We start from the raw sequence: 26356 nt of genomic DNA on the forward strand, positions 1-26356 counted from the left end.
GCTCAGCTCCGCCGCAGTCCGGCCGCCACCGCCGCGCCCGCCGCCAGCAGAACGGCCCCCGCGACCGCGACCACCGTCCGTACGCCGTCGAACAGCGTGTCCTGCGTCGTGGCCAGCACGCCCAGCAGCGGGATGCCGACCGTGAGGCCGACCTGCTGGGTCGTGGTGACCAGACCGGTCGCCAGGCCCTGCTCCTCGTCCGGGACGCCGGACGTCACGGTCAGCCCGTACGAGATGATCGCGCCCAGGTGGAACATGCTGGACAGCGACACCGCGGCCGTAGCCAGCAGCACCCCCGTATCCGGCCCCAGGCCCAGCAGTGCGCCGATGAACAACCCCTGGCCGAGCAGCGACAGCGCCAGGGTCCGGCGGGCGCCGATCCGGCCGATCAGCTTCGGCGCGTACATTCCCGCCACCACCGACAGCACGCCCTGCACTCCGAAGACCAGACCGGTGGAGAACGGTGAGAGGTCCAGGACCTCCTGGAGGTACAGGGTCAGGACGAAGACGACGGTGCTCATCATCGAGAAGGTCACCAGGCCGCCCAGGTTGCCGAACGCCACCGTCCGCCGCCGCAGCATCGGCAGCGACACCAGCGGGGCCGCCGAGCGGGACTCCACCACGGCGAACGCCGAGAGCAGCGCGACGCCGAGGAACAGGGTGACCAGCACGTCCACGCCGCCGAAGCCGCGCTCCGCCGCCGTGGACAGTGCGTAGATCAGCGCCAGCAGACCGCCGGTGACGCTCACCGCGCCCGGCACGTCCAGCCTGGGCCGGTCCTTCGTGCGCGACTCGGCCAGGATCCTCGGGGCCGGCACCAGCACCACGACCGAGGCCACCGCCAGCAGGCCCATCGTGGAGCGCCAGCCCAGCGTCTCGGTCAGCGCACCGCCCGCGACCATGCCCACCGTGAAGCCGAGCGACATCAGCGTTCCGCTGATCCCGAGCGCCCGGTCGCGCAACGGCCCCTCGGGGAACGTGGTGGTCAGCAGGGACATCCCGGTCGGCACGATGACCGCCGCCCCCAGGCCCTGGAGCGCCCGCCCGGCGAGGAAGGAGGCCGGGTCCCAGGCCAGTGCCGCCAGCAGGGACGAGGCGCCGAAGAGGGTGAGCCCGATGAGGAACAGCCTGCGTCGCCCGTACAGATCGGCGATCCTCCCGAAGAGCAGCAGGAAGCCCCCGGACGGCAGCGCGAACGCGGTGACGGCCCACTGGAGGCCCGTGGTGCTCAGCCCGAGGTCCTTGCCGAGCACCGGCAGCGCCACGTTCAGCACGGAGAAGTCCAGGGCCACCATGAACTGGGCGGCGCACAGCACGAAGAGGACCAGCCGGGCCCGGCCGGAGAGCCGGGGCGGTGCGGAAACCGGAGCGGAGGACGCAGCGGCGGGAGGGGAGGTGGGAGGGGATTCGATCGCCATGCCTCCCACCCTGCGGCGGCCGGAATAACCGTGGGGAGCGGGAACTTATCCTGTTGCCCGCACCACCAGGCAGGCGCACACACGGACACCAGGGGGAGTACGTGGCCACAGTGGCCCAGCAGGCGGCGGACGACACGAAAGCCCATCGCCTCGCCGAACTGCGTGCCTTCCTCAGGAGCCGCCGGGCCCGCGTCACCCCGGACGAGGCCGGGCTGCCCGGGGGAGCCCGCCGCCGCACCCCGGGGCTGCGTCGCGAGGAGGTCGCCGTCCTCGCCGGGGTGGGCGTCTCCTGGTACCAGTGGCTGGAGCAGGGCCGCGACATCACCGTCTCCCCGCAGGTGCTGGACTCCGTCGCCCGGGTGCTGCGCCTGAGCAGCGCGGAGCGCCGTCATCTGTACGCGCTGGCCGGGCTGAACCCGCCCCCGCCCGAGGTCGATCCGGCCGACGCCGACATGTGCGAGGGGCTGACCAGGCTCATCGACGCCTGGATGCCCTACCCGGCCCACATCATGGACCGGTACTGGAACACCGTCCTGTACAACGAGGCCGCCGCCTCGGTGCTCGGCATGCGCCCGGGCATCCGGCAGAACTGCCTCATCGCCTTCTTCACCGACCCCGTCTACCGCAACCGCACCGGGGCGAGTTGGGACGCGCTGGCCCCCCAGGTGGTGGCGCAGTTCCGGGCGGCCTGCTCGGAGGCGCCCGAGGACGACGGTTTCCGGGCCGTGGCCGAGGAGGCGAAGGCGGCCAGCCCCCTCTTCGCCGAGCTGTACGAGCGGCGCGACATCGCCCCCGCGGGACAGAACCGCAAGGAGGTCGAGCACCCGGTGGTCGGCCGCCTGTCCCTGGAGTCCACCCAGCTGCGGGTGCCCGCCCGGCCGGACCTGGCGATCGTCCTCCACACTCCGCTGCCCGGCACCGGCTGCGAGGCCAGGCTCCAGTGGCTCGCCTCGGCGGAGGGGCGGCGCGGCTCGTTGTACCCGGTGCCGGGGTGACCGGTTCCGGACGGCCGGAGACTTCCGGTACTCCCGGTGCCGGGGTGACCTGCGCGGGCCCGCCGCCCGCTTCGTATGCTCGTGCCATGACCGACACCACGGAGCTCGACGCCGAGGACCGCAAGATCGTCACCCTGGCGCGCAGCGCCCGTGCCCGCAACGGGGTGCCCGAGGGCGCCGCCGTACGCGACGAGACGGGACGCACGTATGTCGCGGGCACGGTGGCGCTGGAGTCGCTGAAGCTCAGCGCCCTGCAGACCGCCGTCGCCATGGCGGTGGCCAGCGGCGCCGGCTCGCTGGAGGCGGCCGCGGTCGTCTCCGCCGCCGGGACGCTCTCGGACGACGACCGGGCCGCGGTGCGGGACCTCGGCGGACCGGACACCCCGGTGCTGCTCGCGGGCCCGGACGGCACGCTGCGGGGCCGCGTGACGGCGGGCTGAGCGGGGCGCGTGACGGCGGGCTGATCCGGCGTGTGAAGGCGGGCCGAACGCGCCCGCCCGGCGGTCGGCCGAAGGGGCAACCCCGCCCGGCCGCCGATCATGCCATCATCTGATGGGCCATCAGTCACCGCATTTCGTCTGCATTGACTTCTTTTTCGCCCGGGTCATCAATGGCCCCCTGCCGGTACGGAAGAGCCGCCGTACCGCTTTCCGCAGGAGGGCACCGAATTCATGCGACCGACCATGCGAAGATCCACCGAACCGCGGCGCCGCTGGGCCGCCGCCCTGGGCATCACCGCACTCGTCGTCACCGGGGGAGGGCTGCTCGGGGGTCCGGCGCAGGCCGCCGCGACGGCCTCCGTCGAGGTGGACTTCCCCACCCACTGCATCCCGCCGCCCATCGCGGGCATCCCGCCCATCGACGGCACCACGACCGCGCAGATCACCGTCGACGACGCGACCCCGCAGGTCGGCGACACCGTCGCCGTGACCTACACCGTGGTCGTGCCCGCCGCCAGCAACCCGGTCGACCTGGCCCTGCCCGCCGACATCATGACGCCGACCGGGAAGGTCACCCTCGGCGGTGCGCAGAGCGGCGACGTCACCGTCGCGGGGCCGAAGAAGAACCCCCCGGTCCCCGGCAAGGGCGCCTTCCCGTCGTTCGCCATGACGGGCACGTTCACCGTCACCGCACCCGGCGCGATCACCCTGTCGCCCGGCGACTACAACATCCACACCAGCTACATCATGGAGCTGGACACCCCCTGCACGGTGACGGGTCCGCCCGCCCCCGTGTCGGAGACCGTCGTCGCCACCGGCGGCGGCCAGGTCAACGAACGAGGCGTCCGGCTCTCGGCCGCCTCCGGGCAGGCGGGCGACGAAGTCACCGTCACCGGCACGAAGTTCACCCCGGGCGCGGGCATCACCGTGGCGGGCCGCGACGGCGACGCGCAGACCGGTGACACCACCACGGCCACCGCCGACGCGTCCGGGGCCTTCACCGCCCGGCTCGCCGTCAGCGACCCGGACACCACCGGCATCGTCGCCTACGAGGGCGGCGCCTGGGACGCGGAGAAGGGCGCGGGCCCGCTGGCGTACACCGTCACCGGGGGCGGTGAGATCCCCGACGGCAGCCAGCAGCTCACCACGACCGTCCGTCCGGGCACCCTGTCCATGACCCAGGCCGGCGACAGCGTCCCCTTGTCCGGGGTCGACTTCGGCCGGGGTGGCGCCTCCACCGGCGACCTGCGCACGGTGACCGTCGAGGACTTCCGCGGCGGCCCCGCGGGCTGGTCCCTCACCGGAAAGGTCACCGACTTCAAGGGGCCGGGCGGGGCGCGGATCAGCGCCGACGCCCTCGACTGGACCCCGTCCTGCGCCACGAAGCCCGGCAGCCCGAGCACCTGCGCGGCGGGCAGCGCCGGAACGGTCGGCAGCGGCGGGGCCACCCTGGCGTCCACGCCCGACGGGGCGGCCACCGGAGGGGAGTTCACCGTCGACGCGGGGCTCTCCCTGGACGTGCCCGCCTTCACCGGGGCCGGTTCCTACGCGGGCGTGCTGACCCTCACGCTCACCTGAGGCACCGACCCGCACCCGAGGCCCTCGGCCTCACCACCGTGGGCCGGGCGCGCACCCGGCCGGCCCACTCCACCCGGACGCGACCTGGGGGTCCCGTACCGTGCGCAAGCTCTCCGTACTCCTCCTGACAGCTGCCCTGCTCCTCCTCACCACGCCCGCCGCCCACCCGGCGGACAACGGCAGCTGGTCCGTCCGGCCGGCCACCGGCCCGTCCGGGACGCGCCCCTCCCTCTACCTCTTCGCCGCCCCGGGCAGCACGCTCACCGACCGGGTCACCGTCACCAACAAGACCGCGAAGCCGCTGACCCTGCGGCTGTACGCCGCCGACGCCTACAACACCCCGCGCGACGGCGGCTTCGCGGTCCGCGACCGGAAGGAGAAGCAGCGCTCCATCGGCGCCTGGGCCCGCACCGACCGCGACACCGTCACCGTGGGTCCCAAGGCCTCGGTCACCGTGCCCCTGACCATCACCGTCCCGGAGAACGCCGAGCCGGGCGACCACCCCGGCGCGCTGATCGCCCTGGACGAACGCGTCGCGGCCACCCGCCGCGGCGCCCTGGCCGTCGGGCTCCGCCGGGCCGTCGGCGCCCGGATCCACCTGCGGGTCAACGGGCCCACCGTCCCCGCGCTCTCCGTCGAGGACATCCGGATCGAGCAGGACCGCCCACTGGTCCCGGGCACCGGCACGAGCCGCGCCGTCATCTCGTACACCCTGCACAACCGGGGGAACGTCACCCTCGCCCCCACCGTCGCCCTGCGCGCCGAGGGCCTCTTCGGCCGGACCCTGCTGAGGCGCGGCCTGACGAAGCCGCCCGCCGAGCTGCTGCCCCGCCAGCGGGTCCGGCTGACCGAGACCTGGGACGGGGCGCCGCAGCTGGACCGGGCCGAGGTCGAGCTCACCGCCACCGCGAAGGGCACCCGGGAGTCGGCGGCCGTCACGTTCCTGGCCGTGCCGTGGCTCCTGGCCGGACTGCTCGCGGTGCTCGTCGCCGCCGGAGGGGCCCTGTGGGCACGGGCCCGCCGACGCCGTTCGCGTACGGAGTGAGGCGTCCGTGACGACCTCGCGCGGCCCACTGTGCTCCGCAGCCGCCGGGATCGGGGAGAATGGTCGCCATGAGCGCTCGACCGAACCAAGAATCCGCTGCCGCGCAAGCGGAGACCACCTCCCCCCACCGGGCCGGCTTCGCCTGCTTCGTGGGCCGCCCCAACGCGGGCAAGTCCACCCTCACGAACGCTCTCGTCGGTCAGAAGGTGGCGATCACCTCCAACCGCCCCCAGACCACCCGGCACACGGTGCGCGGCATCGTGCACCGTGACGACGCGCAGCTGATCCTGGTCGACACCCCCGGCCTCCACAAGCCGCGCACCCTCCTGGGCGAGCGGCTCAACGACGTCGTGCGGACCACCTGGGCCGAGGTCGACGTCATCGGCTTCTGCCTGCCCGCCGACCAGAAGCTCGGCCCCGGCGACAAGTACATCGTCAAGGAGCTCGCGGGGATCAAGAAGACCCCCAAGATCGCCATCATCACCAAGACCGACCTGGTCGAGTCGAAGGCGCTGGCCGAACAACTCATCGCCGTCTCCGCGCTCGCCGACGAACTGGGCTTCGAGTGGGCCGAGATCATCCCGGTCTCGGCGGTCAAGGACCAGCAGGTGAGCCTGCTCGCCGACCTCATCGCCCCGCTGCTGCCCGTGAGCCCGCCGCTCTACCCGGAGGGCGACCTCACCGACGAGCCGGAGATGGTCATGGTCGCGGAGCTGATCCGCGAGGCGGCGCTGGAGGGCGTACGCGACGAGCTGCCGCACTCCATCGCGGTCGTCGTCGAGGAGATGCTGCCGCGCACGGACCGCCCGGCGGACAAGCCGCTGCTGGACATCCACGCCAACGTCTACATCGAGCGCCCCAGCCAGAAGGGCATCATCATCGGCCCGAAGGGCCAGCGGCTGAAGGACGTCGGCACCAAGTCCCGCAAGCACATCGAGGCACTGCTCGGCACGCCGGTCTTCCTGGACCTGCACGTGAAGGTCGCCAAGGACTGGCAGCGCGATCCCAAGCAGCTGCGGAAGCTCGGGTTCTAGACACGTCCGGCCGAAGGTGCCGATCTCACGCGCCCTCCTTGAGGACGCGTGAGATCAGCGTGCGCTGCGCCCCGGTCAGATCGGGGTCAGCGCAGTACACGGTGCGGTCCCCGACGGTGATCTCGTACCGGAAGCCGTCCGGTACCCCCGTCGTCGGGGTGTGCCGCGCGGAGGCGAGCGCCTCCTCGGCGAGCGAGTGCCACTCCGCGGCGTCCGCCCGGCCCTCGGTGTCGACCTCATGGCGGCGGGCGATGCCGGCGAAGCCGCCGGTCCGGCTGACCTGAATACGCATGGGGTCCTGTCTATCGGGGGCCGTGCGGTCGCTCAACCCCGCCTGCCGGAGCGGCGGCCATCCGTCCGCTTCGTGGCCGCCTCCTGGGCGGGCCGGGTCACGCCCGGGTCGGAACGCCCACCTCCGACCAGGCCTTCAGGACCGCCTCCCGCTCGTCGCCCGCGCCGAAGCGGTCGCCCGCCGCCGCGACCGTCAGCCGGGCGAACTCCGCGAAGTCCGCGGTGGCCGTCAGCTCGCCACCGGTCAGCACGTCGAACCAGATCTGCCCGGCACGCTCCCAGGAGTTCCCGCCCAGCGAGGTGGCCAGGAGGTGGAACGCGCGGTTGGGGATGCCGGAGTTGAGGTGGACCCCGCCGTTGTCCTCCTCCGTCTCGATGTAGTCCGCCATGGAGCCCGGCTGCGGGTCCTTGCCGAGGACGTCGTCGTCGTACGCCGTGCCCGGGGCCTTCATCGAGCGCAGCGCGTCCCCGCTGACCCGGGGCGCCAGCAGCCCGGCCCCGATCAGCCAGTCGGCCTGCTCCGCGCTCTGGCCCAGCGAGTACTGCTTCACCAGCGAGCCGAAGACGTCGGACACCGACTCGTTGAGCGCGCCCGACTGGCCCTCGTAGCGCAGGTTGGCGGTGTGCTGCGTCAGGCCGTGGGCCAGCTCGTGGGCGATCACGTCGACCGCGACGGTGAAGTCGAGGAAGATCTCGCCGTCGCCGTCCCCGAAGACCATCTGCTCGCCGTCGAAGAACGCGTTGTTGTACTCCTCGCCGTAGTGCACGGAGCCGATCAGCGGCAGCCCCTTGCCGTCGATGGAGCTGCGCCCGTACGCCGAGAGCAGCAGCTCGAAGGTGGCGCCGAGGCCGGCGTAGGCGCGGTTGACGCTGGCGTCCGAGGTGGGTTTGTCACCCTCGTCGCGGACCTGGCGGCCGGGCAGGTCGGTGCCGTTCCGGCAGTCGTACAGGGTGCGGTGGGGCTTGGTGGGGACCGCCAGTACGCCGGGGGTGCTCGGGACGGCGGCGAGGGCCTTCGTCCGACGGCCCTCGCGGCGGAGGCCGTCGGCGGCCAGGGTGCGGCGGGCCGGATCCGCGAGCCGGGCGTCGGCGGACCGGGACAGGTGATCGAGGACGTGGGGCGGAACGATGGTGCAGAAGACGGGGTGGAGATCGCCGTCGGTTCGAAGGTGCATGAAACGACTGTGGCACTCCGTCACGGCTCTGTCACTGGTTGCGACGATGATTGACGAAATGGAGTGATGAGTCACTGTTTACCCGTCATCGATGCCCGATCCCGCATACTGATACGGACCGACACCACGGGCCACACTCGGTTACGCTCGTCGCATCATGCGTTTCGGGCTGCTTCTCCTTAGCTGCCGCGGCGAGGGCCTGTAGTCGTAGGCCGACCCCCTCCCCGCGGAGTCTGGTGCTGCAGCGACACAGTCGGCCGACCCCCGCTGGACCGAGGAGCCCTACGCCATGACCACCGTGAATCCTGCCGGTAATCCCGTGAATCCCGCCCGTGATTCCGTCGGCCGCCCCACCCCGATCACCAACGCGACGCAGCTCCAGAAGCCGTCCGGGATGCCGGTCCACAAGTACCGCGGCTACGAGGCCGTGGACATCGCCGACCGCACCTGGCCCGACAACCGGATCACCGTCGCGCCCCGCTGGCTGTCCACCGACCTGCGCGACGGCAACCAGGCGCTGATCGACCCGATGTCCCCGGCGCGCAAGCGCGAGATGTTCGACCTGCTGGTCGCGATGGGCTACAAGGAGATCGAGGTCGGCTTCCCGTCCTCCGGCGAGACCGACTTCAACTTCGTCCGCTCCATCATCGAAGAGGGCGCGATCCCCGAGGACGTGACGATCTCCGTCCTGACGCAGGCCCGTGAGGAGCTGATCGAGCGCACCGTGGAGTCGCTGGTCGGCGCCCACCGGGCCACCGTCCACCTGTACAACGCCACCGCCCCGACCTTCCGCCGCGTCGTCTTCCGCGGCTCGCGCGAGGAGGTCAAGCAGATCGCGGTGGACGGCACCCGGCTGGTCATGGAGTACGCGGAGAAGATCCTGGGCCCGGAGACGGTCTTCGGCTACCAGTACAGCCCGGAGATCTTCACCGACACCGAGCTGGACTTCGCCCTGGAGGTCTGCGAGGCCGTCTGCGACGTCTGGCAGCCGGAGGAGGGCCGCGAGATCATCCTCAACCTGCCCGCCACCGTGGAGCGTTCGACGCCCTCCACCCACGCGGACCGCTTCGAGTGGATGTCCCGCAACCTGACCCGCCGCGAGCACGTCTGCCTGTCGGTCCACCCGCACAACGACCGGGGTACCGCCGTCGCCGCCGCCGAACTGGCCATCATGGCCGGCGCCGACCGCATCGAGGGCTGCCTGTTCGGCCAGGGCGAACGCACCGGCAACGTCGACCTGGTCACCCTGGGCATGAACCTCTTCTCCCAGGGCGTCGACCCGCAGATCGACTTCTCGCAGATCGACGAGATCCGCCGCACCAGCGAGTACTGCAACCAGATGGAGATCCACCCGCGCCACCCCTACGCGGGCGATCTGGTCTACACCGCCTTCTCCGGCTCCCACCAGGACGCCATCAAGAAGGGCTTCGACGCCATGGAGCGCGACGCCGCCGCCCAGGGCAGGACGGTCGACGACATCGAGTGGGCCGTGCCGTACCTGCCGATCGACCCGAAGGACGTCGGCCGCTCCTACGAGGCTGTCATCCGGGTCAACTCGCAGTCCGGCAAGGGCGGTATCGCCTACGTCCTGAAGAACGACCACAAGCTGGACCTGCCGCGCCGGATGCAGATCGAGTTCTCCCGGATCATTCAGGCCAAGACCGACGCCGAGGGCGGCGAGGTCACCCCGGCCCAGATCTGGACCACCTTCCAGGACGAGTACCTGCCGAACGCGGAGAACACCGCGGCTCGATGGGGACGCGTCCAGCTCCGCTCCGGCCAGACCACCACCGACACCGACGGCCGGGACACCCTGACCGTCGAGGCCACCGTCGACGGCGCGGACACCGTGCTGAGCGGCACGGGCAACGGCCCGATCTCCGCGTTCTTCGAAGCGCTGCAGGCCATCGGCATCGACGCCCGGCTGCTGGACTACACCGAGCACACGATGAGCGAGGGCGCCAGCGCCCAGGCCGCCTCGTACATCGAGTGCGCGATCGACGGCAAGGTCCTGTGGGGCATCGGCATCGACGCCAACACCACCCGCGCCTCGCTCAAGGCGGTCGTCTCCGCGGTCAACCGCGCGGCCCGCTGACCCGACCGGCCCCTCCCGGGCCTTCACGTCCCCCTCTTCGACGGACGTCCGGTTCGACCCCGTACGACGGCATTGACGGACCCCGACCACCCGCTCCGGGTGGTCGGGGTTCGGCCATATCCGGGGGTTGTGACGTCCCAGAGGCTGACGCCGCAACTCGCGTGTGGCTAACATCACGTCCAACACACGGCAATGTTGCCGGAGCGTTACGGAGGTGTGCGACGTGCGGTCAACCAAAGGACAACGCGCTATGAGGCCGGTCCTCTGCGGCGTTCGCACCATCTGGGACGCCGTCGGCGACGGCGCCTTCTTCTGCCCCGGTTGCGGGGGAGACCGCAACTACCGCCGGCTCACCGGCCGCCGCCGTCTCACCGTCCTCGGCGTCCCGCTGGTCCGCCGGGGCGAGACCGAGCCCGTCGTCGAGTGCGCCGCCTGTCTCACCCACTACGCCCCCGAGGCGCTGGACCACCCCACCACGACCCGGTTCTCGGCGATGCTCCGCGAGGCCGTCCACACCGTCACCCTGGCCGTCCTCGCCGCCGGGGGCACCACCTCCCGCACCGTCCTGGAGGCCGCCGTCGCCACCGTGCGCGACGCCGGGCTCGACGACTGCACCCAGGAGCAGCTGTTCACCGTCGTCGAGGTGCTGGCCGCCGACACCGGCCGGGGCTCCGGTTCCGACCCGGCCGCCGAGGCCTGCGGCCCGACCCTCGCCATCGAGCTGCACGAGGTGCTGGCCCCGCTCGCCCCGCACCTGGCCACCGCCGGCCGCGAGTCCGTCCTCCTCCAGGGCGCCAGGATCGCGCTGGCCGACGGACCCTACTGCGCCGCCGAGCGCCAGGTCCTGACCACGGTCGGCAGCGCCCTCCAGCTCGCCGCCGACGACACCGCCCGCCTGCTGGCGGCAGCCGCCCGTACGCCCTCGTAGAGCCTTCCGGGCAGCCGACCCGCCAGGGGCCCCAGGTGGGCGACAATGGGCCCATGAGCTTGTTCCGGGACGACGGCGTCGTACTGCGTACGCAGAAACTGGGCGAGGCCGACCGGATCATCACGATCCTGACCCGCGGCCACGGCCGGGTGCGGGCCGTCGCCCGCGGGGTGCGCCGCACCAAATCCAAGTTCGGCGCCCGCCTGGAGCCCTTCTCCCACGTCGACGTGCAGTTCTTCGCCCGCGGCAGCGAGCTGGTCGGCCGCGGGCTGCCGCTCTGCACCCAGAGCGAGACGATCGCCCCCTACGGCGGCGGGATCGTCGCCGACTACGCCCGTTACACGGCGGGCACCGCGATGCTGGAGACCGCCGAGCGGTTCACCGACCACGAGGGCGAACCGGCCGTCCAGCAGTATCTGCTGCTCGTCGGCGGCCTGCGCACCCTCGCCCGGGGCGAGCACGCCCCCCACCTGATCCTGGACGCGTTCCTGCTGCGCTCGCTCGCCGTCAACGGGTACGCGCCCAGCTTCGAGGACTGCGCCAAGTGCGGAATGCCCGGTCCGAACCGGTTCTTCTCCGTCGCGGCGGGGGGCGTCATATGCGGTGACTGCCGGGTCCCCGGCAGCGTCGTACCCTCGGCACAGGCCCTGGCCCTGCTGAGCGCGCTGCTCAGCGGCGACTGGGCGACGGCGGACGCGTGCGAGGCACGTCATGTCAGGGAGGGGAGCGGACTGGTGTCCGCCTATCTGCACTGGCATCTGGAGCGCGGACTGCGCTCGCTGCGGTACGTCGAGAAGTGACGCGGTGTGTGGAGAAGTGACGCGGTGCGTCGGGCAGACGACGCGGTGCGTGGAGAAGTGACACAGGGAGACTGAGAAGCTCATGGCAGTACGCGGGATCCTCGGCGGCCGTAACCGGCGCACCTACAAGACCCCCGAGCCGCACCCCACGGGCGCGACGCCTCCGAAGATCCCCGGCGAGCTGGTGCCCCAGCACGTCGCCGTCGTGATGGACGGCAACGGCCGCTGGGCCAAGGAGCGGGGTCTGCCGCGCACCGAGGGCCACAAGGTCGGTGAGGGCGTCGTCATGGACGTTCTCAAGGGCTGTATCGAGATGGGCGTGAAGAACCTCTCGCTCTACGCCTTCTCCACGGAGAACTGGAAGCGCTCGCCGGACGAGGTGAAGTTCCTGATGAACTTCAACCGCGACGTGATCCGCCGCCGCCGCGACGAGATGGACGAGCTCGGCATCCGCATCCGCTGGGTGGGCCGCATGCCCAAGCTGTGGAAGTCCGTCGTCCAGGAGCTCCAGGTCGCCCAGGAGCAGACCAAGGACAACGACAGGATGACGCTGTACTTCTGCGTCAACTACGGCGGCCGCGCCGAGATCGCGGACGCCGCGCAGCGCATCGCCCAGGACGTGGCGGCCGGAAAGCTCGACCCCTCCAAGGTCAACGAGAAGACCTTCGCGAAGTACACGTACTACCCGGACATGCCGGACGTGGACCTCTTCGTGCGGCCCAGCGGCGAGCAGCGCACCTCGAACTACCTGATCTGGCAGAGCGCCTACGCCGAGATGGTCTTCCAGGACGTTCTCTGGCCGGATTTCGACCGTCGGGACCTGTGGCGGGCCTGTCTGGAGTACGCCCAGCGCGACCGCCGCTTCGGCGGGGCGGAGGCGGTGGAGGCGGCGAAGGCGGCGAAGGCGGCCGAGGCCGCCAAGAAATGACGCGAGTGACGCGAAAAGTGACGTGAAAAGTGACGTGAAAGAGGCGGGCCCGGGACGTTGTCAGTGTCCCGGGCCCGCCTCTTCTCGTTCGTGTTCCGCCCGCTACGCCTTGCTACGCCTTGCTCGCGGCGCACTCCGCGCAGGTGCCGAAGACCTCGACGGTGTGCGCGACGTTCACATAGCCGTGCTGGGCGGCGATCGTCTCGGCCCACTGCTCGACGGCCGGACCCTCGACCTCCACCGCCTTGCCGCAGAGCCGGCAGACCAGGTGGTGGTGATGGTCTCCGGTCGAGCACCGCCGGTAGACGGCCTCGCCCTCGGTGGTGCGCAGGACGTCGACCTCACCCGCGTCGGCGAGGGACTGCAGGGTCCGGTAGACCGTGGTCAGGCCCACGGAGTCGCCGCGGTGCTTGAGGACGTCGTGCAGCTCCTGAGCACTCCGGAACTCGGCGACCTCGTCGAGCGCCGCCGCCACCGCCGCCCGCTGCCGGGTGGACCGGCCGCGCACCGGCGCTGCGTTCGTGCCACTGATCGGCGCCGTGGCCACAGCTGCCTCCTCGTGTCGCCCGTACATGTGTCGGGCCATTGTGCCAGCCCGGCCGGGCGCCGCCGGCGAACACGTACGGTGCGACTCGGTCACACGTACCGCTGTCACACCCGTACGTCGTTCCGCTCCCGGCGGGCTCCCGGTACTCCAAGGGTGCACTCGGCGCCCTTCGCCTCGCTCGCCCGCGCCCGGCGTCTCGCGAGCGGAGCGGCCAGCGCGGTCAGCGCGACGAACACCGCGATGGCCAGCAGCACGATCGTCGCGCCGGGCGGAACGTCCTGGTAGTACGAGGTCACGGTGCCGGTGAGGGTCACGGCCGTGCCGATCACCACGGCCAGCACGAAGGTGACCTTGAAGGACTTGGTGATCTGCTGCGCCGCCGCCACGGGCACCACCATCAGCGCGCTGACCAGCAGCAGGCCGACGACCCGCATCGCGACGGTCACGGTCACGGCCGCGGTCACCGCGATCAGCAGGTTCAGCACCCGTACCGGCAGCCCGGACACCCGGGCGAACTCCTCGTCCTGGCTGACCGCGAACAACTGCCGCCGCAGCCCCACCGTGACCAGCACCACGAAGGCGGCCAGCACGCAGATCGCGATGACGTCCGACTCGGAGACGGTGGCCAGCGAGCCGAAGAGGTACGAGGTCAGGTTGGCGTTGGAGCCCGTGTCGGACAGGTTGATGAGCATGACGCCGCCCGCCATGCCGCCGTAGAACAGCATCGCCAGGGCGAGGTCGCCGCGCGTGTGTCCGTACCAGCGGATCAGCTCCATCACGACCGCGCCGGCCACGGCGACGGCGGTGGCCATCCAGACGGGGCTGGTGGAGAGCAGGAAGCCGAGGCCGACGCCGGTCATCGCGATGTGCCCGATGCCGTCGCCCATCAGGGCCTGCCGGCGCTGCACCAGGTAGATGCCGATGGCGGGCGCGGTGATGCCGACCAGCACGGCCGCGATGAGCGCCCGCTGCATGAAGGGAGGGTTCAGGAATTCGAGGAGCATCAGGTCAGCAGTCCCGTCCGGACGGGCCCGGCGGCCGCGTGGGGGTGTACGTGGTCGTGGCCGGGCAGAGCGTGCTGGCCGAGCGCCTCGGGCGGCGGCCCGTCGTGCGTCACGCAGCCGTCGCGCAGGACGACGGCCCGGTCGATCAGGGGCTCCAGCGGGCCCAGCTCGTGCAGCACGAGCAGCACGGAGGTGCCCAGCGCCACCTGCTCGCGCAGGGTCGAGGCGAGGATCTCCTGGCTGGCCAGGTCGACCCCGGCCATCGGCTCGTCCATGATCAGCAGCTCCGGCTCGGAGGCCAGGGCGCGGGCGATCAGGACCCGCTGGTGCTGGCCCCCGGACAGCGCGCTCACGGAGTCCTTGGCGCGGTCGGCGAGGCCCACCAGCGCGATGGCCCGCTCCACGGCCGCCCGGTCCGCCTTCCCGGGCCACCGCAGCCCCGTACGGGACAGCCGGCCGGAGGCGACGACCTCGCGGATCGTGGCGGGCACGCCGCCCGCGGCCGTGGTGCGCTGCGGGACGTAGCCGATCCGGCCCCACCGGCGGAAGCGGCGCAGCTCGGTGCCGAACAGTTCTACGCTGCCGCCGGTCAGCGGGACCTGCCCGATGACGGACCGTACGGCGGTGGACTTGCCGGAACCGTTGGCGCCCAGCAGCGCGACGACCTCGCCGCGGTGCACGGTCAGGTCCACCCCGCGCAGCACGGGGCGTGCGCCGAGGGTGGCCGTGGCGCCGCGCAGGGCGATGACGGGCTCGTGGGCGGCCTCGCGTGTGGTGCTCTCACGCTCCGGCATGAGCGCCTCCGATCCGATGGTCGTACGGGTGCTGCGGGTCACTTCGCGCCGAGTGCCTTCTGCAGCGCGGCGAGGTTGGACTCCATGACCTCGATGTAGTCAGCGCCCCGGGACTTGTCCGTGATTCCCTCCAGCGGGTCCAGGACGCCGGTCTTCAGCCCGGTGTCCTTCGCGAGGGTCTTCGCGGTCCTGTCACTGGCGAGCGTCTCGAAGAAGACCGTGGTGGCCTTCTCCTTCTCCGCGATGGTATGGATCTCCTGGATCCGGGCGGGGCTCGGCTCGGCCTCGGGGTCGATGCCCGCGATGCCCTGCTGGGTGAGCCCGTAGCGCTCGGCGAGGTAGCCGAAAGCGGAGTGGGTGGTGATGAACGTCTTGGTGGAGGTGTTCTTCAGCCCGGTCTCGTACGCCGTGTTCAGCTCGCCCAGCTCGGCGACGAGGGCGTCGGTGTTCTTCTTGTAGTCGGCGGCGTGGTCGGGATCGGCCTTCTCCAGCGACTTGCCGACGCCCTTGGCGACCTCGGCGTACTTCACCGGGTCCAGCCAGACGTGCGGGTCGGCGCCGCCCTCCTCGCCGTGGTTGTGGCCGTCGCCCTCGGAGTGCTCCTCGTGCTCCCCGTGCGCCTCTTCTTCGTGGCCGTGGTCGTGGCCGCTGACCTCGGAGCCGTGGTTCTCCAGCGTGGTGAGGGTCGCGGCGTCGACGGTGTTCCGCACACCGGACTGCTTGATCGCGTCGTCCACGGCGGGCTGGATGCCCTTGAGGTACAGCACGTAGTCGGACTCGCTGATGGAGCCGATCTGGCGGGGGGTGAGCTCCAGGTCGTGCGGCTCGACGCCCGGCTTGGTGAGGCTGGTGACCGCGACGTGCTCGCCGCCGATCCTCTCGGTCAGGAACTGCATCGGGTAGAACGACGCCGTCACCTTCAGCTTGTCGCCGTTGCCCCCGTCCGCTGCGTCGGAGGTGGAGCAGGCCGAGAGAGCGGTCAGACCGAGGACGACTGCTCCGGCGACGGCGGTGGTGGGTATGAGGCGGCGTACGTTCATGACAGTCATTTTCAACTAAAGTGGAAACGATTGTCAACAAGGCTGATGAGATGCCCGGAAGGTCACATAGGGGCACCGGGAAGATCACCGGCAAGATCCTTCACGTCCCACCGATTTGATCCCAGGGGTGCGCCCGCCGGTAATCTGAGGCATTCGCCGTTCGTCACCGTCGTAATGAAGAGAGCACCGTGGCCGCCGACAAGATCGACACCATCGTCAGCCTGAGCAAGCGCCGTGGCTTCGTCTACCCCTGCAGTGAGATCTACGGTGGGCAGAAGGCCGCCTGGGACTACGGGCCGCTGGGCGTCGAGATGAAGGAGAACCTGAAGCGTCAGTGGTGGCGCTACATGGTCACCGCGCGCGAGGACGTGGTCGGCATCGACTCGTCGGTCATCCTGGCCCCGGACGTCTGGGTCGCCTCCGGACACGTCGCCACCTTCTCGGACCCGCTCACCGAGTGCACCTCCTGCCACAAGCGCTACCGCGCCGACCACCTGGAGGAGGCGTACGAGGAGAAGCACGGCAAGCCGCCGGTCAACGGCCTCGCCGACCTCAACTGCCCCAACTGCGGCAACAAGGGCACCTTCACCGAGCCCAAGCAGTTCTCGGGTCTGCTCTCCACCCACCTCGGCCCGACCCAGGACTCCGGCTCGGTCGCCTACCTGCGCCCCGAGACCGCCCAGGGCATCTTCACCAACTTCGGCCAGGTGCTCCAGACCTCGCGCAAGAAGCCGCCGTTCGGCATCGCGCAGATGGGCAAGTCCTTCCGGAACGAGATCACTCCGGGCAACTTCATCTTCCGGACCCGTGAGTTCGAGCAGATGGAGATGGAGTTCTTCGTCAAGCCGGGCGAGGACGAGGAGTGGCAGCAGTACTGGATGGACCAGCGCTGGAACTGGTACACGGACCTCGGCATGCGCGAGGAGAACATGCGCTGGTTCGAGCACCCGAAGGAGAAGCTCTCCCACTACTCCAAGCGCACCGCCGACATCGAGTACCGCTTCCGCTTCGGCGGCAGCGAGTGGGGCGAGCTGGAGGGCGTGGCCAACCGCACCGACTACGACCTCAAGGCGCACTCCGAGGCGTCGGGCACCGACCTCCAGTTCTACGACCAGGAGGCCAACGAGCGCTGGACGCCGTACGTCATCGAGCCCGCGGCCGGTGTCGGCCGCGCGATGCTGGCGTTCCTCCTGGACGCCTACGTCGAGGACGAGGCCCCCAACGCCAAGGGCGTCATGGAGAAGCGCACCGTCATGCGCCTCGACCACCGCCTGGCCCCGGTCAAGGTCGCGGTCCTGCCGCTCTCCCGCAACCCGCAGCTCTCGCCGAAGGCCAAGGGCCTGGCGGCCGACCTGCGCAAGAACTGGAACATCGAGTTCGACGACGCCGGCGCCATCGGCCGCCGCTACCGCCGTCAGGACGAGATCGGCACCCCGTTCTGCGTCACCGTCGACTTCGACACCCTCGACGACAACGCGGTGACCGTGCGCGAGCGCGACACCATGAAGCAGGAGCGCGTCTCCCTGGACCAGATCCAGGCGTACCTCGGCTCGCGTCTGCTCGGCTGCTGACACCCGCATCCGTGCGTGAGGCCCCCGGTTCCGGGTACGGAACCGGGGGCTTCGTCGTACGGTCCACCGGAGCCCCCGCCGCCGTTCCGGGAGGTACGCGATGCCGTCCAGCACCACCAGCAAGGTCAGCAGATGGGACCAGCACGGCCGTGAACACGTCGTGCGGGTGAGGAAGTCGAGCGTGACGCGCCAGCTGACGTGCTCCACCTGCGCGTGGCAACGCCCGGCGCAGTTCCTGCCCTGGCTGAAGGCCGAGGAGCACCTGGCCGATGCCCATCAGGCGACGGTCGACCCGACGGCCTGATACCCGGGCCGCTCGTCCGGGCCAGGTCGGACCGGGGAGCGGCGCCGGGCGGCCGGAAAACCTGGTGCGGGGCGCTCCGGGCGCGGGGTACGGTCTCCGCATGTCTTCGTTCTTCCAGATCTACGAGTGAGAGCGCGGCGGGTGCGCACACCCCGCCGCAGCCCGGGACCGGCGCGACCGGCCCCGATCACGTTCACCTGATTCACTTCACACGTCACATGGGAGAACGCCATGGCCAAGAGCCGTAACAACCTCCTCGGCGTCGGCGGACAGCGCAAGAAGCTGTCCCGCGCCGAACAGCAGGGCGCGGGTTCCGCGCGAGACGCCGACCGCAAGGTCGCCGAGGACAAGAAGCAGGAGCTGGTGCGCAGGATGCGCGAGCGCGCCGAGGCCCAGGCGGCCACCACCGCCACAGACACCGCCTCCGAGCAGGGCGAGCAGGACGCGTCGCCCGCGCAGAGCTGACATCTGAGTATTACGCCGTAATGGGACCGTGGGCCCGGATCATCCGTGATCCGGGCCCACGGTCGTGATCAGAGCCTGATCGTCCGCCCGTCCGCCCGTACGTGGTCCGTCACCGGTGGAACAGATGCGGGTGCCGCCGCGCCAGCTCGCGCGTGATCGCCTCGTCGGTGGGGTCGGTGACCTCCCAGCCGTGCCCCGGCGGGTGCCCGGCGAACAGGCCACAGGCCGCGTCCTCGTCCCGGGGATCGTGGACCGCGCACCAGGGGAGCGGCAGCAGCCGGACCTGCCCAGCACGCCACCGCGCCCAGACGGCGCTCCCCGGCCGCCCGCCCTCGTCCCACAGCATCGTCGCGTGCGTCCCGTCGTGGCCCTCCGCGAGTTCGCAGAGCAGGTGTCCGGCCTCCGGACGGCGATCCGGGACCGAGAGGGCGAGCACATGCTTGGGGGGCGGCAGCAGAGCGACGGCGGTGCACTGGTTCACGGGTACGGGTCATCCTTCGGGGGAGTGGTCGCCTGACAGGAGGCGCTCCGCGATCAGGTCGCCGAGCGGATCGCCCACGTCCCAGGAGTGGGGCGCGGTGTGGTGGTCGAAGAACGCGCAGCGCCGCACGACGTCCGTGTCGAGCCGGCGGAGGAGGGCGGGGCACCAGTGCGCGCTGCCGGTCCGATGGGCACGTTCCGGTCCGTCGCCGGTCCAGAAGAACCACTGGGCCGCCGAGTCGGGCGTCCGGCCCGGTCGGAGGAAGGCGGCGTGTTCGGTGTGCGGGCCGTCGTGCTCGCCGAGTTCGCACAGGACGTACGGCTCCGGATCGCCGGAGTCGTCCAACCCGGCGGAGGGGAGCCGCAGCACGGCTTCTGGAGGGAGAAGCGTGACGGCGGTGCACTGGAGCACGGTGTTCAACTCCGGTTCGTGTGGCGGGACTACCGGTCGGCCGGGTGGCCACGCCACCCGGCGAGGGTCAGGCTGAGCCCGACGGCGGGATCGAGCACGGTGAACAGTGCGGGGAACCCGGCCTCCAGGGCCCGTATCGCGTGGTCCTGGTGCGCGCCGTCCGTGGCCCAGCGACGCAACTCCTCGGGCGCATCGGAGCCGTGGAAGCGGACCGGGCGTACGTCGCCGGTGGGCGGCGTTACGGGTTCGGGAGCGAGCAGGAGCCCATGACCGTTGGCCAGGCGGAGCGCCTGGCGCCGGAGCCAGAGGAGGACGAGCCGCCGGTTCCGTACGACGACCCCGCCGAGCGAGGCGAACTGCTGCCCGTCGGAGAGGCTGACCTCGGCCGCGTAGACCGGCACGCGCGTCATGCGGACCGGCGGGGTCCGTCGAGCGGCCGGCGCGACGTTCACAGGACCTCGCCCCGGCTACGGGCGTTGAGGCGCGCGGTACGGGCGCGGAGCTGCTCTATCAGGATTGCGGGCCGCACATGGCGGGGCTCGACCTCCCACTCCGCGCCGCCCCCGACCGGCCGTAGCGACCAGTAGGGGCCGGCGACCCCTCGGAACTCGCCCACGCGGTCGGCGCGGCTGGTGTCGACCAGGAGGGTTCCGAGGGCGGGGGTGGAGGCGGTGGAGGGCGTGGGCGTATTCGGGCGTACGTTCTCGCCGTACATCGATCGCTCCTCTCCGTAGTCGTTCGGCTACCGGGGCGATTCAGCGTGACCTAGGGTCGGGCTGTCTTCAACCTGCGCCTTTTGCTCAGAGAGTTAGGGCTTCGACATGGTGAATCGCAAGCAGCTCGACCCCGACGACCCGGACGTTTCCTTCGGCTTGCAGTTGAGGCAGGCCAGAGACGCGCGGGGCTGGACGCAGGACGAGTTAGCCGGGCGCATGGGATGCTCGGGGACGCACATTTCGGCTGTGGAAACTGGTCGGCGCTCTCCAACTCCTCGCTTCACGAGGAGCGCTGACAGAGCGCTGGGGACGGGTGACAAGTTCAGCCGCATGGTCCAGGCGATGAAGGAAACGGCACTGTTGGAGGGCTTCCCTGAGTTTGTTCGGCAGGAGATCCGTGCTGCGGAGATCAGACTGTTCGAGGTCGGGATTGTGCCGGGCCTGCTTCAAACTGCCGAGTACGCCGAAGCGATCTGCAACGGCGCAATGCGACGAGGGGCTATCACTGATGAGCAGGCTGAGGAACGACTCGGCCTGCTCGCCGAGAGGCAGGCATCTCTTGCCAGGACTCCGCCGCCGATGGTCTACGCGGTCCTGGACGAGAGCTGCATTCGCCGGGCAGTCGGTGGAGCCGACGTCATGAAGGCGCAGTTGGACAAGCTTGTCGCGTTCGCTGAGCTGCCCTCCACGGTTCTGCAGGTCGCGCCGTTCGAGCTCGGAGAACGGCGTGCTTTTGATCTGCCGGTGACCCTATTGACGCTTCCTGACAGGACTCAACTGGCCTACTCCGAGTCTGCACAGCAGGGCAGGGTGGAGCGCGATATGCACTTCGTCCAACTCTTCATGACGGCCTACCATCAGATGCAGGCCGAAGCTGCCTCTCAGGCTGATTCTGTGGCCGCGATCAACAAGTTACGAAAGGGCGCCTTGTGACGACCGAATCCCCCCGCTGGTTCAAGTCTTCGTACAGTAGTAACGGTGGCCAGTGCGTTGAGGTCGCCGCCAACCTCGCTACCACGCGTGGCATCGTCCCGGTCCGTGATTCCAAGGTTGTGGGCGGGCCTGTGGTCGCCGTTCCCGCCGCCGCCTTCGCGGCGTTCGTCGCGGGCGTCCAGGGCGGGACGTTCGACACCGTCTGAGGAACCGAGCAGCAGGAACCGAGCAACCGGATGCCCCACCCTGCCACGCAGGGTGGGGCATCCTGCTGCTCGGAGGGAAAGGGCGCCGTTTGAGGGCCACCACCGACTTCGCGCCGGGGCATCCTGGTGTCCGACAGGCGCTGTCATGCATGGTGGTAGTTCCTGCGGCGAAGGGACACCCATGATGCCCCCCGAATCCCCCCGATGGTTCAAGTCCTCGTACAGCGCGAACGGTGGCAACTGCATCGAGGTCGCCGCGAATCTCGCCGCCTCGCGCGGCATCGTTCCCGTCCGTGACTCCAAGGTCGCGGGCGGCCCGGTGGTCGCCGTCCCCACCACCGCCTTCGCGGCGTTCGTCGCGGGCGTTCGCGGCGGGACGTTCGACACCGTCTGATGAACTCGACCGAGGAAACTGCGCTGTCGGCGCGTCGGAGCACCGTCAGAGCTCCGGGGCGTCGAACCGGTCGTCGGTCCGCACCAGGCGCAACGCGATACGGGTGACCCGCCCGCCCGCCGTGCTGATCCCGATCGTGGCGAAGGGGTGTCCGCCCGGGGCGATGACGTACATCGGCCGGCCGTTGACGGTGAGTCGGCAGGCCGCCCGGATGCTGTCGCGGAACTGGGCGGTCTCGGCGGCGATGTCGGCCGCGCCGGTCACGGTGGTGCGGCCGCCGTGCGGCAGGAGCGCCGCCTCGGCGTCGCGCACGCTGTCGGGCGCGAGCAGCCGGATCATGCCGCGCGTGTCCCCGGTCCGGGCCGCCGCCATGAAGGCGTCCACGATCCGCTGATCAGCCCGGCCGGTCTCCTCCGCGTCCTGCCGGGCTGGGGCGAGGCGTCGGCGGGCGCGGCTGGCGTGCTGCTTGGTGCTGGGCACGGTCGCGCCCAGCACCTCCGCGATCCGGTCGAACGGGGTGGAGAACAGATCGTGCAGGACGTACGCGACCCGTTGGGGCGGGGTCAGCCGGTCCAGCAGGACCATCAGCGCCCGGGAGACGTCCTCGGCACGGAGGACCGCCTCGTCCGCCGCCAGGTCCGCCGCCGGGACGGCGTCCGCGAGCAGCGGTGCTTCGGCGCGGCGGCGTCGGGCGCGCAGCTCGTCCAGGCAGACCCGGGCGGTGACGGTCGTGAGCCAGGCCGACGGGTTCTCGATCGCTGCGGAGGACCGGGCGGTGGCCGCCCGTACCCAAGCGGTCTGGACGGCGTCCTGGGCGTCCTGGGCCGAGCCCAGCATGCGGTGGGCGACGGACAGGAGACCCGGTCGTGCGGTCTCGAATTCTTCGGCCGTGATCGGCATGGGTGTCACCTTCCGGGGCGGGCGGACGTCAGGACGGTCGGATGAACCCCTTCCTGTCCGCCTTCCTGCCGCGCCTTCCCGCGCGGCTCCCGAGGAGATGAGAATGCCATGTGCCGACAGACGGTGAGGTCATGACCTCCGTACTGCTCATCGCCACGGTGACCTGTGCCGTCGCGAACGTGTCCGTCGCGGTCGCGGACTACGTACGGGCGCCGTTCGTACGGGCCAACTCGGCGGAGGTGCACGTTCCGCCCTGGGCGGTGCCGTATCTGGCGACGCTCAAACTCGCGGGTGCGGTGGGCCTCGTCGTCGGCCTGCTGGGTGTCCACCGGCTGGGCCTGGCGGCGGCGATCGGCCTGACCGTGTTCTTCGTCGGAGCGGTGCTGGTCCACGTCCGGACGCGCGTCTTCCACAACATCGCCTTCCCGGGGGTCTACCTGTTGCTCGCCGTCGCCAGTACCGGCTTCTTCGCGGGCGGCGGGTGACCGCAGCGGGTGCGTGTTTTCGTGCCGTCGCAGCCCTGTCCGCCTCCGCCGCCACGCCCGCCTCCGCCGAAAACGACAGCGACCCCCGACGGGCCGGGGCACCGCCCGCGCCCACACCCCGGCGTCCCCGGCCGGGCCCGGACCGCCCCGACAGCGAGGCGTCACGGTTTCGAGCCGAGCCCTGGGGGCAACCGGCCGCCATGGACACCAACGCGCACACCGAAGAAGTGGCCCCGACCCAGGGGGACGAGCACCACGTCCTCCTCAGCGCCGACACCAATGGCGACGGCAAGCCCGATGTATGGATGACGGACACCACCGGTGACGGGAGAGCGGACCTCTACCAGTTCGACACCACCGGCGACGGCGCGATCGACGTGACGGTGGTCGAGGGAGCGGACGAGCCCGGCACGGACCGGCTCGTCGTCGAGGGCGACGGCGGCCACCCCCAGCAGGTCTGAAGCCATGACGTCCCATCGCGGCGGAGGGGTGGGGGCAGGCCTGACCGCTTCGGCCGGAGAAGCACATGACGGCACGGGACGCCGGAGCGTGGCGGGGACCGTCCTCGTCAACCCGCTGACCATGCGCCGTCGTCGCCGGCGGGCTCCGGGCCTCTCCCCGCCCACCTGATCCCCCGGACGCGCTGCTGCTCGCGGTCGCCGCCACCGCCCACTTCGCGGGCGGACGGTGACGCCGACGCCATGCTCCCGCGCGGCTCCTCTCCGACATCGGCACGCACACCGGGTGAGCCGGGGCGTCCGGTCAGGGGCGCGAACCGTCCTCGACCGTCCTCGCGGACCTGTTCGACGAAGCGCTACGTCAGGAAAGGCCCTACGTCAGGTGCCGGGCGAAGAACCTGGCCCCCGGTGTCCAGCTCGAACCGCGGGACGCCGGGGTGCCCGCCGAGGCTGGCGTGCAGGGTCTTCTCCGTGGAGCCGAAGGAGTCGAACACGGCGGCGGGCACGAGACTTCCGGCGAAGAGCCCGGCGGCCACGATGCGCGGTTCGACCGCGGCGAGACGGACGCCGATGGAGATCACTCCGCCCTAGTACCCGACCGGGCCGCCGACCTCGGGCAGCGTCAGGAGCGCGTCCAGGACGGCCTGTCATTCCGGGACCGCCCTGTCGACCAGCGGCAGGACGAGGGCGTCGACGATCTCGTCGCCGACCGGCCCGCCCGCCTCCATCGCCCGGCGCAGGTCGGCGAACGCAGCAGCGGTCGCGGAGGTCCGCCAAGCGGATTCCGGGCCCGGGGCGCCCGCGCAGTCGTCGGCCTCCCCGGCGCACGCGAACAAGTGGATCCGGGTGATCCGCTCGCCCTACGTCCGAGGTAATCGTCTCGGCGGGCCCGCACTGGCAGGGTCGGAGATCTTCTCCGCGTCGCAGGACGCGGACCAGGACGGAGAGGCCGGTCATGTCCACAGTCACACCTACGAACACGCGCGAGGTCGTTGAGGAGTTGCTGCGCAGAATCGGCGGGGGCAACCCCGAGCACATCGCCGGGATGTACGCCGAACACGGCGATTGGAAGCTCGCCTGGCCGGAGGCCGAGCACGGCCGTACCGCCACGCCGTGGATCCGTCACCGGTCCACCCGGGCTGACGCGGCCGCCCACTATCGCGAGCTCGCCGAGCACCACGTGCCGGAGGAAGTGGCGACTGAGGTCGAGCGCATCCTCGTCGACGGAAGCGACGCGGTCGTGCTGGGCGTGATCCGTCAGACCGCCCGGCTCACGGGGCGTGCCTACCAGGCGCGGTTCGCTCTGCATCTCACCGTCGCGGACGGCCTTGTCACCCGGCACCATGTCTACGAGGACAGCCTGGCCGTCGCCCAGGCGTTCGAGGCGAAGGGTCGGTGAAGGGCCCCGACCACCGCTGCACGCTGCACGCTGCCCGGGTGCGGGGCGGGGGTAGCCGCTGAGCACCGGAGAGTGGTGGGGGCGGCCTGCTGCGCTGCCGCGTGACGGAGACGGCCCGTCTATCCTGCGGGCATGATCCAACCGATCGAACTCGTCATATTCGACTGCGACGGTGTGCTGGTCGACAGCGAGCGCATCGTGGTGCGCGTGGATGCCATCGTCCTGGCCGAGTTGGGGTGGGAACTCACCGAAGCCGAGATCATCGACCGGTTCATGGGCCGCTCCAGCCGGTCGATGACGCGGCAGATGGAGGAGCACCTCGGGCGCAGCCTGCCGGCCGACTGGGAGGAGGAGTTCAAGCCCCTCTACCACGATGCGCTCGCCGCCGAACTCGCCCCCGTCCAGGGCGTCGTCGAAGCCCTCGACGCGCTCACGCACCTCCCCACCTGTGTGGCATCCAGCGGGAGCCACGACAAGATGCGCTTCACCCTGGGGATCACCGGTCTCTACTCGCGCTTCGAAGGCCGTATCTTCAGCGCCACCGAGGTCGAGCACGGCAAACCGGCACCGGACCTGTTCCTCCACGCCGCGCGGCGGATGGGGATCGCGCCCGAGGCTTGCGCCGTGGTCGGGACAGCCAGTACGGACTTCACGCAGCCCGAGCCGCAGGCATGCGCGCTTTCGCCTACGCCGGGGGAATGACTCCCGTGGACCGGCTCGAAGGGCCCGGCACCGTCGTCTTCGACGACATGCGCGGGCTGCCCGGCCTCCTCGCGGATCAGTGAGCCTCCGCCCACCCGAAGTCGCGGGTCGAAGGGCTGGTGGGACCGGTTCTACGGGTACGCGTGCTGATCGTGGGAGGAAGTCCGCGTCGAAGATCGTTCGACGCGGGCCCGGCTTGTCCCCGAGACGGAACTCAGTCCGGGCCGGTGCTCCGACCTGCGCACCTCGGCCGGACGCCACAGTCCGACCAGCTGGTCAGCGCATGGCATGCTGACTCGGTGCTCCTGAACGATCTCGCCAGCAGTGTCGGCCTCCGCCCCGTGCGCTATCAGTTCGCCACGGCCCGGGGCGAGTCGTACGACGACAACTGGCTGGTCATCGATGGCACGGTGACGTCTCCTGAGGGAAGCTGGTTCTTCGCCGATCCGTGTCTGCTCACCGATGAGGCTCACCGGGTGGGCGCATGGCTGCGCGCGGTGGCGGCGGGGACGGTGGCCGTGACCGAACCCGATGCCGAAGGTGAGCTGTCGCCGGACACGTGGTTCACCGAGCCGGTCGTGGCTTTCAGCCTCGCCGGTCGAAGCGGGAGCGGGGCCTCGGTGATTCGCGTTCACCTGTCCTTGGAGGCGGCACCCCCGTGGCAGCAAGGTGACGACGGGGCTGATATCTACCAGTACGTCGTGGAGATCACGATGGACGCCGCGGCCCTGCTGCACGCCGCTGACCAGTGGGACCTCTCCCTGGCGTCCTTCCCGCCCCGCTGACCACCGTTCAAGTGCGACAACCTGTAGGGGCGAC

Annotated in this window: 31 protein-coding genes and 2 pseudogenes; 20 read left to right on the forward strand and 13 right to left on the reverse strand. The window is 70.9% G+C overall.

What is annotated here, in order from left to right; translation table 11 throughout:
* Positions 1-2: 2 nt before the first annotated feature.
* Positions 3-1418, reverse strand: a complete 1416-nt coding sequence (locus ACIRJT_RS22425; RefSeq protein WP_403911704.1) for an MFS transporter — start codon at positions 1416-1418, stop codon at positions 3-5.
* Positions 1419-1519: 101 nt separating this feature from the next.
* Here ACIRJT_RS22425 and ACIRJT_RS22430 point away from each other — a divergent pair, with 101 nt between their 5' ends.
* The 5 genes from ACIRJT_RS22430 to era all read left to right on the forward strand — a co-directional run bounded on the left by ACIRJT_RS22430 (position 1520) and on the right by era (position 6510).
* Positions 1520-2413, forward strand: coding sequence for a helix-turn-helix transcriptional regulator (locus ACIRJT_RS22430; RefSeq protein WP_403911705.1), 894 nt, complete (start codon positions 1520-1522; stop codon positions 2411-2413).
* A gap of 86 nt (positions 2414-2499) precedes the next feature.
* The gene (locus ACIRJT_RS22435; RefSeq protein ID WP_403911707.1) at positions 2500-2853 is read left to right on the forward strand and encodes a cytidine deaminase; all 354 of its coding nucleotides are present in this window, start codon (positions 2500-2502) and stop codon (positions 2851-2853) included.
* 243 nt (positions 2854-3096) lie between these two features.
* A complete protein-coding gene (locus ACIRJT_RS22440) occupies positions 3097-4431 on the forward strand; it encodes a beta-xylosidase (protein ID WP_403911709.1) in 1335 nt (444 codons plus the stop codon).
* Between the two features lie 100 nt (positions 4432-4531).
* A complete protein-coding gene (locus ACIRJT_RS22445) occupies positions 4532-5476 on the forward strand; it encodes a WxL protein peptidoglycan domain-containing protein (RefSeq protein ID WP_403911710.1) in 945 nt (314 codons plus the stop codon).
* Between the two features lie 59 nt (positions 5477-5535).
* Entirely contained in the window at positions 5536-6510 is a 975-nt protein-coding gene (gene era, locus ACIRJT_RS22450) for a GTPase Era (protein WP_403911712.1), read from the forward strand.
* Positions 6511-6535: 25 nt separating this feature from the next.
* Here era and ACIRJT_RS22455 read toward each other — a convergent pair whose 3' ends face one another.
* Positions 6536-6802, reverse strand: a complete 267-nt coding sequence (locus ACIRJT_RS22455; protein WP_403911713.1) for a protealysin inhibitor emfourin — start codon at positions 6800-6802, stop codon at positions 6536-6538.
* A 97-nt stretch (positions 6803-6899) separates the two neighbouring features.
* Positions 6900-7976: a M4 family metallopeptidase gene (locus ACIRJT_RS22460; protein WP_403911714.1), complete on the reverse strand. Its 1077-nt coding sequence runs from the start codon at positions 7974-7976 to the stop codon at positions 6900-6902.
* A gap of 289 nt (positions 7977-8265) precedes the next feature.
* On the opposite strand from ACIRJT_RS22460, the gene leuA reads away from it, so the two are divergent.
* The 4 genes from leuA (at position 8266) to ACIRJT_RS22480 (ending at position 12727) form a co-directional block, all read left to right on the forward strand.
* The gene (gene leuA, locus ACIRJT_RS22465; protein WP_403911715.1) at positions 8266-10071 is read left to right on the forward strand and encodes a 2-isopropylmalate synthase; all 1806 of its coding nucleotides are present in this window, start codon (positions 8266-8268) and stop codon (positions 10069-10071) included.
* 250 nt (positions 10072-10321) lie between these two features.
* On the forward strand, positions 10322-10999 hold the full coding sequence (locus ACIRJT_RS22470) for a TerB family tellurite resistance protein (RefSeq protein ID WP_403911717.1): 678 nt from the start codon (positions 10322-10324) through the stop codon (positions 10997-10999).
* Between the two features lie 53 nt (positions 11000-11052).
* Positions 11053-11799 carry a DNA repair protein RecO gene (gene recO, locus ACIRJT_RS22475; RefSeq protein WP_265601715.1) on the forward strand — a complete coding sequence of 249 codons (747 nt, stop codon included), beginning with the start codon at positions 11053-11055 and terminating at the stop codon, positions 11797-11799.
* Between the two features lie 82 nt (positions 11800-11881).
* Positions 11882-12727 (forward strand): isoprenyl transferase, encoded by an 846-nt coding sequence (locus ACIRJT_RS22480; protein ID WP_018961196.1) that lies wholly within the window; start codon positions 11882-11884, stop codon positions 12725-12727.
* A 112-nt stretch (positions 12728-12839) separates the two neighbouring features.
* On the opposite strand, the gene ACIRJT_RS22485 is transcribed toward ACIRJT_RS22480, so the two are convergent.
* The 4 genes from ACIRJT_RS22485 to ACIRJT_RS22500 form a co-directional block, all read right to left on the reverse strand.
* A complete protein-coding gene (locus ACIRJT_RS22485) occupies positions 12840-13274 on the reverse strand; it encodes a Fur family transcriptional regulator (protein WP_403911719.1) in 435 nt (144 codons plus the stop codon).
* A gap of 104 nt (positions 13275-13378) precedes the next feature.
* Complete coding sequence (locus ACIRJT_RS22490) at positions 13379-14278, reverse strand: metal ABC transporter permease (RefSeq protein WP_403911721.1); 900 nt, start codon at positions 14276-14278, stop codon at positions 13379-13381.
* Positions 14278-15072 (reverse strand): metal ABC transporter ATP-binding protein, encoded by a 795-nt coding sequence (locus ACIRJT_RS22495; protein ID WP_403912034.1) that lies wholly within the window; start codon positions 15070-15072, stop codon positions 14278-14280. The genes ACIRJT_RS22490 and ACIRJT_RS22495 overlap by 1 nt, the downstream gene beginning before the upstream one ends.
* Before the next feature lie 38 nt (positions 15073-15110).
* Complete coding sequence (locus ACIRJT_RS22500; protein ID WP_403911723.1) at positions 15111-16112, reverse strand: metal ABC transporter substrate-binding protein; 1002 nt, start codon at positions 16110-16112, stop codon at positions 15111-15113.
* Between the two features lie 188 nt (positions 16113-16300).
* On the opposite strand from ACIRJT_RS22500, the gene ACIRJT_RS22505 reads away from it, so the two are divergent.
* The 3 genes from ACIRJT_RS22505 (at position 16301) to ACIRJT_RS22515 (ending at position 18452) form a co-directional block, all read left to right on the forward strand.
* Positions 16301-17683 (forward strand): glycine--tRNA ligase, encoded by a 1383-nt coding sequence (locus ACIRJT_RS22505; RefSeq protein WP_403911725.1) that lies wholly within the window; start codon positions 16301-16303, stop codon positions 17681-17683.
* A 100-nt stretch (positions 17684-17783) separates the two neighbouring features.
* Entirely contained in the window at positions 17784-17987 is a 204-nt protein-coding gene (locus tag ACIRJT_RS22510; RefSeq protein ID WP_403911727.1) for a hypothetical protein, read from the forward strand.
* Positions 17988-18218: 231 nt separating this feature from the next.
* Positions 18219-18452, forward strand: a complete 234-nt coding sequence (locus ACIRJT_RS22515) for a DUF6243 family protein (RefSeq protein ID WP_403911729.1) — start codon at positions 18219-18221, stop codon at positions 18450-18452.
* Between the two features lie 109 nt (positions 18453-18561).
* Here ACIRJT_RS22515 and ACIRJT_RS22520 read toward each other — a convergent pair whose 3' ends face one another.
* Genes ACIRJT_RS22520 through ACIRJT_RS22535 form a run of 4 tightly spaced genes read right to left on the reverse strand, consistent with a single transcriptional unit; the run spans position 18562 to position 20059 of the window.
* Positions 18562-18933 (reverse strand): hypothetical protein, encoded by a 372-nt coding sequence (locus tag ACIRJT_RS22520; RefSeq protein WP_403911731.1) that lies wholly within the window; start codon positions 18931-18933, stop codon positions 18562-18564.
* A 9-nt stretch (positions 18934-18942) separates the two neighbouring features.
* The gene (locus ACIRJT_RS22525; RefSeq protein WP_403912037.1) at positions 18943-19344 is read right to left on the reverse strand and encodes a hypothetical protein; all 402 of its coding nucleotides are present in this window, start codon (positions 19342-19344) and stop codon (positions 18943-18945) included.
* 29 nt (positions 19345-19373) lie between these two features.
* A complete protein-coding gene (locus tag ACIRJT_RS22530) occupies positions 19374-19754 on the reverse strand; it encodes a hypothetical protein (RefSeq protein WP_403911732.1) in 381 nt (126 codons plus the stop codon).
* A gap of 38 nt (positions 19755-19792) precedes the next feature.
* The gene (locus tag ACIRJT_RS22535) at positions 19793-20059 is read right to left on the reverse strand and encodes a hypothetical protein (protein WP_403911734.1); all 267 of its coding nucleotides are present in this window, start codon (positions 20057-20059) and stop codon (positions 19793-19795) included.
* Between the two features lie 106 nt (positions 20060-20165).
* On the opposite strand from ACIRJT_RS22535, the gene ACIRJT_RS22540 reads away from it, so the two are divergent.
* The 3 genes from ACIRJT_RS22540 (at position 20166) to ACIRJT_RS22550 (ending at position 21593) form a co-directional block, all read left to right on the forward strand.
* Positions 20166-20993 carry a Scr1 family TA system antitoxin-like transcriptional regulator gene (locus tag ACIRJT_RS22540; protein WP_403911736.1) on the forward strand — a complete coding sequence of 276 codons (828 nt, stop codon included), beginning with the start codon at positions 20166-20168 and terminating at the stop codon, positions 20991-20993.
* Positions 20990-21199: a DUF397 domain-containing protein gene (locus tag ACIRJT_RS22545; RefSeq protein ID WP_403911738.1), complete on the forward strand. Its 210-nt coding sequence runs from the start codon at positions 20990-20992 to the stop codon at positions 21197-21199. The genes ACIRJT_RS22540 and ACIRJT_RS22545 overlap by 4 nt, the downstream gene beginning before the upstream one ends.
* A 184-nt stretch (positions 21200-21383) precedes the next feature.
* Complete coding sequence (locus ACIRJT_RS22550) at positions 21384-21593, forward strand: DUF397 domain-containing protein (RefSeq protein ID WP_403912039.1); 210 nt, start codon at positions 21384-21386, stop codon at positions 21591-21593.
* 45 nt (positions 21594-21638) lie between these two features.
* Here ACIRJT_RS22550 and ACIRJT_RS22555 read toward each other — a convergent pair whose 3' ends face one another.
* Positions 21639-22493 (reverse strand): sigma-70 family RNA polymerase sigma factor, encoded by an 855-nt coding sequence (locus ACIRJT_RS22555; RefSeq protein WP_403911740.1) that lies wholly within the window; start codon positions 22491-22493, stop codon positions 21639-21641.
* A gap of 131 nt (positions 22494-22624) precedes the next feature.
* Here ACIRJT_RS22555 and ACIRJT_RS22560 point away from each other — a divergent pair, with 131 nt between their 5' ends.
* Both ACIRJT_RS22560 and ACIRJT_RS22565 read left to right on the forward strand, forming a co-directional pair.
* The gene (locus ACIRJT_RS22560; protein WP_403911742.1) at positions 22625-22978 is read left to right on the forward strand and encodes a DoxX family protein; all 354 of its coding nucleotides are present in this window, start codon (positions 22625-22627) and stop codon (positions 22976-22978) included.
* A 200-nt stretch (positions 22979-23178) separates the two neighbouring features.
* The gene (locus ACIRJT_RS22565) at positions 23179-23439 is read left to right on the forward strand and encodes a hypothetical protein (RefSeq protein WP_403911744.1); all 261 of its coding nucleotides are present in this window, start codon (positions 23179-23181) and stop codon (positions 23437-23439) included.
* A gap of 370 nt (positions 23440-23809) precedes the next feature.
* Here ACIRJT_RS22565 and ACIRJT_RS22570 read toward each other — a convergent pair.
* Positions 23810-24266: pseudogene (locus ACIRJT_RS22570) on the reverse strand (alpha/beta hydrolase); the annotation flags it as partial.
* Between the two features lie 125 nt (positions 24267-24391).
* Here ACIRJT_RS22570 and ACIRJT_RS22575 point away from each other — a divergent pair.
* The 3 genes and pseudogenes from ACIRJT_RS22575 to ACIRJT_RS22585 all read left to right on the forward strand — a co-directional run bounded on the left by ACIRJT_RS22575 (position 24392) and on the right by ACIRJT_RS22585 (position 26322).
* Positions 24392-24835: a nuclear transport factor 2 family protein gene (locus ACIRJT_RS22575; protein WP_403911746.1), complete on the forward strand. Its 444-nt coding sequence runs from the start codon at positions 24392-24394 to the stop codon at positions 24833-24835.
* Positions 24836-24967: 132 nt separating this feature from the next.
* A pseudogene (locus ACIRJT_RS22580) lies at positions 24968-25620 on the forward strand (HAD family hydrolase).
* Positions 25621-25836: 216 nt separating this feature from the next.
* Positions 25837-26322: a hypothetical protein gene (locus ACIRJT_RS22585; protein WP_403911747.1), complete on the forward strand. Its 486-nt coding sequence runs from the start codon at positions 25837-25839 to the stop codon at positions 26320-26322.
* Positions 26323-26356: the final 34 nt, after the last annotated feature.

The sequence above is a fragment of the Streptomyces sp. NPDC102283 genome, from assembly GCF_044766265.1.
Classification (GTDB): Bacteria; Actinomycetota; Actinomycetes; order Streptomycetales; family Streptomycetaceae; genus Streptomyces.